The organism is Gammaproteobacteria bacterium (ex Lamellibrachia satsuma), assembly GCA_019623805.1.
Taxonomy (GTDB): Bacteria; Pseudomonadota; Gammaproteobacteria; order Chromatiales; family Chromatiaceae; genus QGON01.
In genome coordinates this window covers 3,665,299-3,679,068 of record CP053680.1, presented here as the reverse complement: position 1 = coordinate 3,679,068, position 13,770 = coordinate 3,665,299, and the positions used below count along the sequence as shown (strand labels likewise).

The 13,770-nt window shown below is 46.0% G+C and carries 9 protein-coding genes; all 9 read right to left on the bottom strand.

What is annotated here, in order from left to right; translation table 11 throughout:
- Complete coding sequence (locus HPY30_15940; protein ID QYZ67342.1) at positions 1 to 288, bottom strand: LapA family protein; 288 nt, start codon at positions 286 to 288, stop codon at positions 1 to 3.
- Positions 289 to 342: 54 nt separating this feature from the next.
- Positions 343 to 2,373 carry an alginate lyase family protein gene (locus HPY30_15935; protein QYZ67341.1) on the bottom strand — a complete coding sequence of 677 codons (2,031 nt, stop codon included), beginning with the start codon at positions 2,371 to 2,373 and terminating at the stop codon, positions 343 to 345.
- Positions 2,374 to 2,508: 135 nt separating this feature from the next.
- The gene (locus HPY30_15930; protein ID QYZ67340.1) at positions 2,509 to 3,951 is read right to left on the bottom strand and encodes a TIGR03016 family PEP-CTERM system-associated outer membrane protein; all 1,443 of its coding nucleotides are present in this window, start codon (positions 3,949 to 3,951) and stop codon (positions 2,509 to 2,511) included.
- The gene (locus tag HPY30_15925; protein ID QYZ67339.1) at positions 3,944 to 4,921 is read right to left on the bottom strand and encodes a tyrosine-protein kinase family protein; all 978 of its coding nucleotides are present in this window, start codon (positions 4,919 to 4,921) and stop codon (positions 3,944 to 3,946) included. The genes HPY30_15930 and HPY30_15925 overlap by 8 nt, the downstream gene beginning before the upstream one ends.
- 113 nt (positions 4,922 to 5,034) lie before the next feature.
- On the bottom strand, positions 5,035 to 5,634 hold the full coding sequence (locus HPY30_15920; GenBank protein ID QYZ68087.1) for a sugar ABC transporter substrate-binding protein: 600 nt from the start codon (positions 5,632 to 5,634) through the stop codon (positions 5,035 to 5,037).
- Between the two features lie 88 nt (positions 5,635 to 5,722).
- Complete coding sequence (prsT, locus tag HPY30_15915) at positions 5,723 to 8,524, bottom strand: PEP-CTERM system TPR-repeat protein PrsT (protein ID QYZ67338.1); 2,802 nt, start codon at positions 8,522 to 8,524, stop codon at positions 5,723 to 5,725.
- Between the two features lie 108 nt (positions 8,525 to 8,632).
- Positions 8,633 to 10,132: an EpsI family protein gene (gene epsI / locus HPY30_15910; protein QYZ67337.1), complete on the bottom strand. Its 1,500-nt coding sequence runs from the start codon at positions 10,130 to 10,132 to the stop codon at positions 8,633 to 8,635.
- Between the two features lie 10 nt (positions 10,133 to 10,142).
- The gene (gene prsR, locus HPY30_15905; GenBank protein ID QYZ68086.1) at positions 10,143 to 11,486 is read right to left on the bottom strand and encodes a PEP-CTERM-box response regulator transcription factor; all 1,344 of its coding nucleotides are present in this window, start codon (positions 11,484 to 11,486) and stop codon (positions 10,143 to 10,145) included.
- A 42-nt stretch (positions 11,487 to 11,528) separates the two neighbouring features.
- Positions 11,529 to 13,598 (bottom strand): PEP-CTERM system histidine kinase PrsK, encoded by a 2,070-nt coding sequence (gene prsK, locus HPY30_15900; protein QYZ67336.1) that lies wholly within the window; start codon positions 13,596 to 13,598, stop codon positions 11,529 to 11,531.
- Positions 13,599 to 13,770 lie beyond the last annotated feature (172 nt).

Below are 13,770 nucleotides of genomic sequence, written 5' to 3'. Positions count from 1 at the left end.
CTATTGATCCTTAAGCGGGAGAGACCGAAGATTCTTTACCTCCTCATCTACCAGACGTGAACGTCTCCGCAAAATGGAGTTTTTTCGCTTCAGGCCTAACATGGTATTCAACCCTGACAGGATTCCAAGAAAAATACCTAAACCAAGCGTACCAATCAAGATTACTGAAAGCGGGAATTCACGACTGCCAAAATAATAGTTAAAAAGTACCGGCTCTGCATTGAGCACCGTGAAAGCTGCGCCCACCATCATCGCTAAGATGAAAAAAAGCAGTTTTAGAAAACGCACAAAAAACTCCCGTCTGCTCTACAAAGATAATATTACCTCAGCAGGCTTACACTATTATTTTATCCCGCAGTTTATCGTCGTTGTAAAACTCACATTACCGGTAAATTTTTTTGTTGCAACAAGTGTTACCGTTGGGACTTTTTGATGATATCCGCGACTAACCCATCCACACTTCGGATCATCACTACCCTTCAATATCTCCACAGATAGCCTATCGTCAAGCTGAAAATTAATTAACTCATCCAGACCATCAACATTTATTCCAAATAAGTTCCCGCTCAACTGTTTCACATCGCAGAACTCGGAAAAGTGAAAATAAAGTTTCGCTGTATGCCCGGATATAGTAAGAAGATCATCTTTAATCGTAAGGCAGTTATCATTGTTATTCAATTTCAGATTACGCCTATGAGTCACCGGATCAGGAAGTCTTGTATAACCGTCGTGACTGGCGACTGCCAGTGTCATATCGTCCAGGGTTTCCCAGGATTCTAGGGTGGTATTTGCCCGTTTACCCCACATGAACGGGCCAAGCATCTCTGATTGATCAAGCCCGTCAATACTCACTGTGTTGTGTGCACTTGTCGTTCTGAAGTATTTTCTCCACTCAGGGTATGTAAAGTAGTCATACGTTCCTGGGTCGACAAGAATATCCTTTCTCCCAACTCTGAGTGAGAAACTTAGTGCATCGGCATGCCCATGCGCTGCAATAGCCCCATATCCAAGCTCCGCACAATCCAGAAGAACACTGACACAATTCGATTTTCCTACGCTTCCAGTCTGCAATAGATAATACCCTGAGTCGATAAAAGCACATGAAGCGAGTCTATCGCTTGTATCACTAATTTCGATAGCATCAAATTGCTGCCAGGCATTATTACCGAACAACCAATATCCAGTCTCAGAAAAACGATTTACATTAGACTTCATCCCTGCATCATTAAAGAGTAAAGCACCAACCGATAGAATAGCGTCAATATCCTCAGGTTCAGAACCAAGATCAAGCACATAGCCATCATCTCTGTCCCCAAACATCGGGAGAGATTCACCACCTAGAGAAAGCGCCATAACACTTTCAACCATCGCCTTGATCTGCTGCCAATATGAGGCTGGAAAATCATCATTAGTCCAGCGTCCAACAAGCCCTGAAAAAATATAAAATTGCAAAACAAAAAACTGATAACCGAGAGCATGCTCTCTATTGAGTCCATCAGGGTATGTCTGTGACTGAATCTCCTCTATCAGAATATTTTTTGATTCAACACGCCATCTCTTTGCAGCGTCCATATCGGTAAAATAGCTAGAAGCGATATAGACACCTGCTGCCTCTCCAACAAGATGATTATTTGCTGAAGAACCTTTCGAAAATTTTCTTGCCACGTCCCAACAATGTAGATAAACATTGCGTTTGAATTGGCCGACAAACTCCTCAGAAAGCTTTCCGGAATCACGGATCATATCAACCGCCCACACCCAGTTGATTAGACGTATCCCAAGCTCCAGAGGGCTACGCCAGTTCATCCCATAACCTGCTTTATTCTGCTCCATCCAAGACTCAATTTGCGATACAACTTCAGCTGCATATCTTTCATTTCCGGTCGCCCGATATGCCCGACCCAGTACAACCAGTTGATGGTGCCGGTTGGGCTCCCACACCAATTTGCAATCGCCTGAATTTTCGAAGTCCCTATAATTAACCGTCTGTGCCAGCCTCTGAGGTGTGGGCTTATCGGCCCCATGATCCCTATTCCAATCAATCGGATGCCCAAGAAATTTGTTGTTCAAATCAAAAAAGGTAAAATTGTGTTTCATCAGATCATCAGCTTTCACGACAAGTTTCTGCCGCCACTCTCTGGTCAACCCATCAATTTCCGCATCTTCCCAAGCACCTAGCCTGACATTACTGACACTGAATCCCATATTAGACAACCCCGCGCCGTAACAACCAGTTTTATCGGCGGCGGGCAGCCATTCAATGGCGAAGCGTACTTTGTCAAAATGGTCACGGGCAAGACTCTTTGCCCTCCAGACAATCTCCTCTTGGGACATGCTTTTCAGCCGCTCGACATACCAGTTAATAGACTGCATATAAAAACATCCCAGGAATAAAAGATCCCCCAAGTATCATTCCTGAGAGGCCTAATAAATTTCCAAATATTCCAGATTACTGAAAACGACAAGACACTCGACGCAATACTCTACAGCGATATCACTCTAGCCGTATCAAAACTCGTATGTAACAAACGCACCTACCCTGTTCCTATTGTAATTCTCTTCCTCGAGCACGGAATCACGCTTTGTAAAAGAGTAGTCAGCGCCACCTGTCAAATGAGGTGAGAAACGGCGTTCAAATCGCACTCCACCATAAAAATCATCGACTCTTGGTACATCATCAAATGGTGCAGTCTGATGCCAAAACGCACCAAATGTGGCAGTAGTTCTGGAACTTAACGTCCAATCCCAGACGACATCACCGCCATAAACGTGTTCAGTGGAGCCTCTTGTCTGATATTCTCGTTTAGTATCAAATATTGTAAACGTAACCTCCGATTTTCGTAACTCCAGAACAAGGTCGGCTGATAACCTTTTGTTAAGATAAACTTCTGTAGAAATTGATGGGCGATCGATTCCATAGACCGGCCTCCCATCCTCATCAAACGAAGGGGATCCCCCATCGACAAAAGACCCTGTAGTAAAGTCCTCATCATATAGAGCAGAAACAGTGAACAGCGAGCCCTCATGAATAACGATAACATTTGCTGTGTTTCCAAAATAACGTTTACCAAACACAGCCTCCATACTTGTTCTAGTGGTTGGCGCCCAACCTAAACCCAGACCCCAGACTTCACCTTCTGTCTCATCACTATCACTTGGAACACTATAAGTATTTTTTTCATAACCTAATTTAGCAATAGCAAATACACTCTTGTAGAGCGTGTATCTCATATCAGCCATTCCGATCTTAAATCTCGTAGCTATTCCTGCCTCAGGCTCTTCTTTTCTATCAAGATAAGTCAGATTCCATCTAAAGTTAGTAAACCGTGTCCCACTAGCCAGAGAGCCATCAAGTATTCTATGATCAACATCACTCGTTGCCGAATCTGCATACTTCACACGCTGTGCAGTGTACATCAGACGGCCTACAGCAAAATTACCAAATCGATGGTTCAGGTAAGGCGATATTGAGGTCATAAATACATCCGTAACATCGTCGGTAATCGCAATATTTTCAGGATCACGCACACTGTCTGAAAAAACCGGCCTTTGTGTGAAATCTGATCTCACATCGATAAAAAACAGATCCTCAACGACCGAAATGTTTGCTGCCAAACCTAACGTGTGTTGGGTTTTATTCGCCTCTGCATGATCAAGGTAGCGAATATGTTGAAGACGATAGTTGAAATCAAGATCCAGCCTATTTCCATCGCCCAAAATATGAATTCCCGGCAATATCTCCGTAATAAAGTCGCTTTCAGCCAGATCATTGCTCTCAAGCGTTACATTATCTGTATATGAGCCTTTTAGAGTGGCAACGGGCTCAATATGCCAAGATACCGCCAAGGCATTAGAATATATTAAACAAAACAAAGAAAAAACGAATATCCGATTAATAGTCGCTTCCCCTCTGCCAGAGATCATTTTTTTCAAGAGCACAGATTCAACCATAGTAACTACCATAATACTTATGGCCGGACTTCACTCTACTTTTGTTCAAAACAAGACCAATCACTTTGTTTGGATCAAGCTGTGCAATCGATTCGTTAACAGCATCAACTGCCGTCTTGCCCGCTTCGACAACCATCACTATCTGTCCCATTCGATAAGTAAGAACACCAGCTTCAGTTGTTGCCAGCATAGGAGGAGCATCAAATAAAACAATACGATCAGGGTACCTTTCAGCCAATTCTGTCAAAATCTTCTCCATACTTTCGCTGGCTAGTAGCTCAGTAGAGTTTTGGTGTCGTCTTCCGGCAGGGAGGATTTTCAGTTTTGGTACTTGTGTACTCTGAATCACGTCACCAAGATCCATAGTTGGGTCTTCCAAGACATCTATCAAACCCGGCTTATCTTCCATCCCCAGTAATTTGCTAAGAGATGACTTTAGGACATCACCATCAACGAGCAGGATAGTGGAGTCAAGTTCAGTGGCAATACTGACGCCAAGATTAATCGCCGTGTAGGTTTTACCTTCGCCAGGAAAAGAGCTTGTAACCAGAACCAAGTTACCGCGTTCAACCGGTGCGGCGCCCTTACCAAAAGCATTCATCAACAGAGGGCGCTTTATTATGCGATATTCCTCAGACAAGCGCTGTTGATCGCTATCAGGCACTAGATAACCTGCCTTACCCAAGGTTTCAAAATCAATTTCACAGATATCTTTTTCAGGAAATCCAGGTGCGGCAGCAACAACATCTGATTCAACCGAAGCAGGGATGGACACTTCCGAGTCGACTGCCATCAGCACATCTCTAGCGGTCTCAGTTTGCTCTCCGATTATTGATTTTGATTCAGCATCGACGTTATCAGATTCAACCAACACCTCATCTGCCTCAACAATCTGCTCCGCCCCGTCACTCTGATCGCGCGATCGCTCCTTGTTCAGCCGATTTATCGCTTTTTCGATACTACTTACCATTACGTACCCCAGTCACTCTGTATCATACAGCCGATCATTATAAACGCAGAAAAGGTTATACCTAACCAGTGTTCTTTGACTGACATGCTCATATAACTACGAAGTGGAGCATACTAGAACCAGGTTTCAGGAATAATCAAAACATCACCTGGAACCACCTTAACATTTGCAGAGATATCGCCATCTCTGATCAGGTCATCAAGACGAACCCGGTACTGCTCTGTTTTTCCACCAACATTGCGAACGATAATCGATTTATTGCCAGCAGCAAACTCTGTCAGACCACCTACCGCAATAATTACATCCAGCAAAGTCATATTCTCCCGATAAGGGAGTGCGCGAGGCGTGGAAGCTTGTCCAACAACTCTTATCTGTTCTGAGTACTGTCCGACAGTTGTTGTAAGACTGACAGTGACTTTAGGATTTTTTATGAGCTTGGATAGTTCCTCTTCCATTTCACGAGCCAAGTCTGTCGGAGCTTTTCCCGATGCCTGGACATCCTCTACCAGAGGCGTTGAGATATAGCCATCAGGTCGAACAATCACATCTGCTGATAGTTCAGGATTACCCCATACAAAGACACTGAGCGCATCACCTGGTCCAATCAGGTAGACCGGGGTCGCGTCTGTTTTCACAGCGGAGTCAGCAGCATCGATGGACTCCATCTTCATTGATGAGCTTGAACAACCCGCTCCCACAGTAACCAGAAACATCAGAGCAAAAAACCATGTCTTGCGGGAAAATGTTGAAAAATATACTTGCATCTCTATCTCCAGATTATTCAATGCGCGTGCAATCATACTACCGTTTATTCAATTCTTTTCTGAGAGTCATTACCCCTTCCATGTCCTCAAACTCCCGGTCACTCTCAAAGGCATGGGCAAGCGCCCTTTTTGCCTGCTCTTTCAGCCCCATTCGATGCAGAGTTACTGCATAGTGATACAAGACATTGGGATCATCCGATGATACTGCCACTCTGCTCAAAATCTCAGAACCTTTCTCTATATCGCCGCTTTGAACCAGCATCCAACCATAAGTATCAGCAATTGCAGTACTCGTGCGCGCATTTTTATACGCTCTCTCTGCGTATGATATCGCCAGTTCCTGGTTGTTTTCAAAAAGTATCAGCGCCATGTTATTTAGTGCGATTACATTCCCCGAATTGTTATCAAGAACACCTTGGTAAAGTTTAACCGCCTCATCAATCCTATCCATTTTCTGGTAGGTGGATGCAAGTGCCAAAGTCCCCTTCAGGTCGTCAGGATTATTCTTCACCCATTCCAGCATAACTTCCACTGACTTATCTTTTTTGTCATCGAGATAGTATGCCTTGGAAAGCTTATCCGACAGTGTGAACGATTGATACTTTGCCAGCCCCTCATTCAATAGCACCTGAGCCTTTGCGTAATTTCTCGATTGAACATAGATATCACTCAAGAGAACGTAACCCCACTGCTCCGTTTTTTTATTCTCTTTGACTATCATCGCCAGTCGTTCGGCCTCAGGATAATTCTTCTCTTTAGTTTCAATAGAGATAAACAGAATTGTTGCACGCAAATGGTTTGGGTTAATTTCCAGCGCTTTTTTCAGAGTGCGTTTTGCACTGGAAAGACGACCATGTTTCGACTCTGCTGTGGCGAGTGCTATGTAACCTGCAATCGACTGAGGTTGTTGCCGAACATATCTTTCAAAATAATCAATCGCCTTATTGAAACGCCCTATTTGCAACTCAGCATTTCCCATCAATAGAAGGAATGTCACGTCGGTTGGCTTTATCGCCTCAACCTCCTTCAACACTTCCAATGCTTCATCGGTTTTACCCGTTTTCAGGTAATATCTGGCCAATACAAACCTTGGGACCAAGGCTGAAGCATTTGCCTTCCTTGCCTGCTCAATCCAGGAGAGTGCTTGCTTCCTATTCTGCCTACGCTCGGAAATTTGTGAAAGTCCAAGCATTGCGTTCACGTTATTAGGATCCAATGCAAGAATCTGATTCAGCCTGTCACCCGATTCAGTTAACTTTCCATCCTCCAGATCAAGTTTAGACAGCGCAAACAGTGCAGGCAGATAGTCTTTCTTGCTCTTCAAGGCATTTTGAAACAGCGTACGTGCATTGGCCCTCTCTCCACTCATAGTCTGAATCCCGCCTTTTAGCGTCATCAGTATTGGGCTTTCAGGATTAGCTGACAGCAGTTCATCCGTCAGTTTTACTGCCTGCGAAAACTCCTGTTTTCTCAAATAAGCGTAGATAAGAAGAAGGCGGTTACTATCAGACGAATTTGTGTCGGAAAGCCCCTCCAGCTCTTCAATGGCTTGATCAATCGCACCTTTCCTTAAATATGCTTTTGCAAGTTCTTCTCTGATGCCAGTACTTTCAGGTCTGACTGACGCAGCTTTTCTCAGGTAGTGGGTACCTAATGAATCTTGCCCCGACTGACTTGCAGCATTGCCGATCATAGTCAGAAGTTCTACATCTTTGGTATCATCATTTACGATGGGAGCTAAAATTTCGACCGCGTCACCAGGCTTGTTCAAGCGTAAACGTGTCTCACCCAATAGCTTCCTCGCCTGAATGTGTGTCGGTACTTCATTGACATACCTTGTAAGGAAATCATTCGCCTGTTCATAGTTTCTTCTGGCAAAGTGCACCGAGCCCAGAAGCAGATGCGTAGGCACATGGCCCGGCATTACTTTGATTACGTGATGCAGATCCGTTTCAGCCAAATCATATTTTCCCGCCATAAAGTAGCGCAATGCTGACAAATAGGAGACGAAGGGATTTTCTGGTATGGATTTCCTGATGATTTCGATATTTGCAGAAGCTTTATCAATCTTCTTCTGTGCCAGCAGCGTCTGAATAAAAGAAATACGCAGAACAAACTTACGCTGAGAAAACATTTCCTGTTCAAGTCCAGCCAGTGCACTTTCAAAGCTCTCTTCCGCAAGAGGGAATTTTTGCAGTTTGAAATACGCTAATCCTTTGATGGTCCATGCATCGACATTTTTCTTTTCAACTTGAAGTGCTTCATCACTTGCCTCTATAGCTTTTTCATAATCCTTTTCTACAAGGAAGATTCGCCCTATCCCTGAATAAGCCTTCGCATAGCTGCCCTCTCGTGCAAGAACAGCATGGTATAAGTCCAATGCCTTCTCTTTCTTGTTATTCCCGGCAAACGCTTGGGCACGCAAAATCTGTACTTTACTCAGATCCGCAGCCTGAATCCCTTCTTCTTTTATTTCATCGAGGATTCGATTGTAGAGCCGCTGCTGCAGCAAAGCCTCTCCCTTTATCAGATAGAAATCTTTCTCCTGCATACCCAGTTGCTTTGCCCGTATTAACTCCTTCTCAGCCGATGCGCCATCCCTGATCTTAAGATAAACTCTTGCCAGCATTAATCTTGCATCACCATTGCCTGGGTTGATCTGTAGAACATTTTTTAACTCAATAACAGCCTTTTGATACTGCTTCCCTTCCGTATGAGTCTGCGCGCTCTCCAGATAGGCAAGTTCATCATCCTGACCGCCACAACCACTCAACAAAATCGCCGCTGCAGCAGATGCCATCAATATCGCTTTGAGAAATCGCTTTTTTTCGATATACATCGTCTTTTATTCCATGCCCGGTTTTTTATAAATCAATTGTGTTCATAATAGAGGTTCTGAATAGTTGCAAGTTCAGCTATTCCTCACGACAATCTTGATTGAAACACACTATTTCTCCACCGCAGACAGATACCCTGGTAGAAATCCGACCATCCTGATCCTGGTTTTATCCTCATCGGCACCGAGGTCATAACTCACCATATTGACATCTATCTCAGGATTTCCTTTTAAAATACCCAGTAGATTCAGCAACTTGGCTTTGATATTTTTTTGTTCCCGCTTACCCGCCGCATTGTACCAACGCCAGACAATTCGCCCTCTATCTGACCCAGCGGCTTTCAGCCTAGTCTCTTCAACAATTAAGTTACGACCATTTACCTGACCGAGATCGGTAACACGCCGATAGATTCTCGACCATACGTCAAAATCATATACTTTATTCAGGACACTGATCGCCTCTCTACCCTGTTCTTGTGAGCTGAAACGGGACAAAAACACATCAACTCTATGTGCTCCATCGCTGTATCTACCTTCAACAACAGAATTCCCCTGCAACCAATCAGGTTTCCATGAAGTCAGACTGTTTTCTACCAACTTCCAGTCAGCTATTTTACCTGGCAATTCAACCCTGGAACTGTCTGTTTCCGCCCCACCTGACATGTAGAAAAAGGCCAGCGCCGGGCCAGTCAATGTTGCAAAAAAAACCAGAACTGTGAATCTCAGGTTTCTGCGCTTGGTCCCGTCTGCCAACTTTATACCGTCGCCTTCCACTTGTTCTATGGCTGAGCGTATCGGTAGATAACGTTGCGAACCCCATAAATAGATGAGGATGAAAACACCAAAAATCATCCAACCCAGCATATTATGATCGTGTACGATCTCGCTCTCCATGTTGCTAAGGTGCCCTATCACAACAACAGAATATACGCGCATAAGATTGGCAGCAAACGCTAGAAGAGAGGCAAACGCAACATATGCGATAGTCTCTTTCAGGTAGAAACCAGACTGTCTTGCATACAGCAACGAAATCGTAATACCAACAATTTGATACCGTAGCCCACTACAAAATTCAGCCACCTCAAAGGTGCCTTCTGGGATGATCAGCAGATACCCTTCCCTGACTGACGTTATCCCAGATGCCTGAAGCATGTAGCCGACTGTAACGGCTGTTCCGGTTTGCAGATAAGGCGCCAACACTTTCCAAACCGGCACAACACTCAACAACAGAAGCACCGGAAAATAGAACGGTACCCCATCCTTGAGGCCCAGAAAACTAAAGATAATCATTGCTAAGATGGCAATAAATAATGCTTGCTGCAATGATTCTATATAGACCAAACCAGACATCATCCAAAGCAAGGACAAAACAATTATCCCGATCAAGCCGATATATCTTGGCTTGACAGAGAGGCTGTCCTTTCTGGCTTTCCACTCCTCGTAGAAAATGTAGAGACAAACGGCGAACAAAAGAAAGCCATGGGACTGATCTGAGTCCGATGCTGTCCAAAGGTTAAAAAAGCTGCCGAGCGTTGGATAATAAAGAGGAAAAACCAGTAACAATCCTACAATCAACAAAATTGCGGGGGAAGCTGCCGTTCTGCTATTCATCACGCCGCTGCTATTTGAGACCATATTTGTTCACAAGATCATATAGTGTTGGACGGCTCACGCCGAGCAATTCGGCCGCTTTGGAGACATTCCCTTCGACATAAGTCAGGGCGCGCGACACTGCACTTGCTTCAGCTTGATCTCTTACTTCACGTAAATTAAAAGGCTGACTCTCTTCTGAACCTGCGCTCAATTGCAACTCTTCTGCTGAGATTTGCGAACCCTCCGCCATAATGACTGCGCGTTTTATTTTGTTTTCCAGCTCACGGACGTTGCCCGGCCATGAATAGTCCTCAATAGACTGCAGTGCTTCTTTGCTAAACCCTCTGACCTTGGTTGAGTTCTGAGCGGCAAATTTTGCCAAAAATGCCCACGCCAGCAACACCGCATCTCCTGCTCGGTCACGCAGTGGTGGGATGTTGATCGTAATTTCACTCACTCGATAGAAAAGGTCCTCACGGAAAGTACCACTACCGATCATTTCATCGAGGTCCCGATTCGTGGCGCAGATCACTCTGACATCCACAGAAATCTCAGCACGTCCGCCAACCCGCTCGATCACCCGTTCCTGCAGAAAACGCAGCAGCTTTGCCTGTAGCGATAAGGGCATATCACCAATCTCATCCAGGAACAGCGTTCCTCCATTCGCATGCTCAATTTTGCCCAGCGTTCTTTTAGCGGCACCGGTAAATGCACCTTTCTCATAGCCGAAAAGTTCACTTTCAAGCAAAGTGTCCGGTATAGAAGCACAGTTAATAGCAACAAATGGGTACTCATTTCTGGCACTGATTTCATGGATCGCCTTGGCAAGCACCTCTTTACCGGTACCACTCTCACCCAATAGAAGGGTTGTAGCATCCGTCGGACCCACCTTTTCGATAACCCGGCAGACATCCAGCATTTCCGGACTATTGGCAATTACCCCATCCAGCGGCGATTTCCCCTGCCGCAACGCGAGATTTCGGTTCTCCTCTTCCAGCTCATAGAGCTGATACGCCCGATCAATTATGACCTTCAGCACATCCGAATCGATTGGCTTCTGATAAAAATCGTAGGCCCCAAGTTCCAGTGCTTTCAGCGCATTGGTACGATCGTCGTTCCCTGTCACGACAATCACCTTGGTTCTGGGAGCCAGACGCAAAACCTCTTTCAAGGTTGCTATCCCCTCACTCACGTTTGCCGGATCTGGCGGCAAACCGAGATCCAGCGTAATGACAGGTGGAGCAACTCGCCTCAATACAGCTATGGCTGACGCCCGATCGCCGGCAATCTGAACTTCGTAGCCATCGAAACACCATTTTAACTGGCTCTGCAGTCCCGGGTCGTCTTCCACGATCAATAGTGACCGCAACAACTCATTTCCACTGCTCAATGCGAGATCTCCATTTGCATATCCTCATTCTTCCTCAATCCGAATAGGCAGAGTCACAGAAAACTTTGTGCCATTGCCAATCCTGCTGGTCACGGCGATCTGACCGCCAAGTGCCCGGACAAACTCCCTGCTTTCATAGACGCCAACCCCCATGCCGGCATTACCCTTGGTTGTTTCAAAAGGTTGGAACAGGTGATCACGAATGAAGGTGTCATCCATCCCCGAGCCATTATCCTCAATGGTGATCTCAATCTGCCCAGGCATCGCACACATGGCCAACCGCACATAACCATCATCGGGCGTTGCCTCCTGGGCATTTTTGATCAAATGACCAATTACTGCGGCAAAGCGGTCTTTGTCAGCGACCACTCTGACCTCTTCATCGGAAATTGCCAGCTCCGGGCGTGGCAAAAATCCAGCGTGTTCCCTTACTGCTTCCTGCAACGCCTCCGCAACAAGAACCACTTGGGCATTGCTTTTTTCAAACCGCCCTTTTCGCAACTGTGCGAGCAGACGACTCATCTTGTTGGCCGCATTATCCACGGTTCTGATGGCATCCTCCATAAATTCAGGGTTATTTTTGTGACGGGCTGCATTGGTTACAACCAATTCAAGTTGCGCAACCAAGTTTTTCAGGTCGTGGACAACAAAAGCGGAAAGGCGATTGAAAGCTTCAAACTGATTGGCCCTGACCAACGCTTCAGAGGCCTGCATCAGCGCCAGATAGCTGGCTGCCTGCTGCGAAGCAGTTTTCAGTAAATCCCTGTCTTCCCAGTTAATTTGCCTTGGCGATCTAGGCCGAATCAGGACTAGAAACCCCAACAGATCACCATGATGCCGAATCGGCACGAGCAACCAGGCGTCTTTCACATCCCTCACCCAACCAGGCAGCTTGAGACCCTCATAAAGCGCTGGAGACGATTTTAGTTCTTCTAGATCGATAATCCAGTCCTTTGCAATGAAAAAGTCTACGAGAGAGCTCTCCGACGTAACAGTGAACTGACACAAAGGTACCTGCCAGTGGCTGACACAGGGATAGTTACCGCTGTCGTCACGCAACCAGAGAATCCCCCCGCCGGAGTCAACAAGGTCAGCGACGGCTTTAATCACCCGTCCACGGATCCTTGGACCAGGTTCACCATCAGACAGGGTATGGATGATGCGAAGCCACTCTTCCCGATAATCATATTTGTAGCGAAAAAAGTGTTTGCTGAGAAAGACTTTGACTCTGGATCTGAGGTGACTGGAGAAAAGAATGGCCGTCAGCGTTGCTATGGCCATGAACAGAAAAATCACTTGGGCGGCCTTTCCCCAGGAGCCACCATAAAAGCGGATATAGTAACCAACCGCTGACATTATCAGCAGATAGACACCTGCTCCCAGCAAACCGGTGGTATGGAAAACCGCTTTCCTTGAGATAAAAATCTTGACCGACCAGCTTGGGTTACGGGCAGCGGCCACGACCAACATGGGTACCACCAGTGCATTGATAAACCCACGAGCCTGCCACAAATCACTATCAATCTGTTTAAACAGCAGCGCATCTGCGTAGAGGAAAAAATCGAACACAAACAGCGCGCCGATACCAAAATAGAGGTATTTCACGGCCCAGCGCTGTTCAAGGCGCGTATTGCGGAAAAGCTGCTCGACCAGTGTCAGTCCGGTAATGGCAAAACCCAGATGCCCAAATAGCTGTAGACTTGCCGCCATGGGAAGAACCACCAGATTTGGATAGTTCGAGGCCACCAGCCCAATTCCAAAGAGGACGACAGAGACACCCAGGACAATCGCGGGCAGAAAGCGGAGGATACGCACATCCCCGCTGGCTGACTGCAAAAGTGGCTGCAACAGGCGCAACAGAAACACGAACCAGGCGATATTTCTGGCAACCTCAAGGGTAAAATAGACACCTACAGTGAGCGCGGTCTCCTGCAGCAGCAGAAAAACCGCCGACAGTCCCCAAAAGGCGGTAACCGTCACTGCCGATAGCAAGACAATGCCTTCAATCCTGCCGCGCCAGCTAGTCAGAAGCAACGCACTGAACAGAAAGAAAAACAACGCTGCCAACGAATAGCCAATGATACCGACACTCACCGCAGCAAACCTCGTACCTTCCCTGTCATTCCCAGATTCAACCCATCGCAGTTATTCAAGGTGTGGACAGGCTTGAAGCCCTCTCCAAAACAGAACGAAATCCCAGCTTGGGGGAGACCCGTTAAACACGGGCAACCCTGTTCAAAACAACACTCACTTATTAAAGAACATG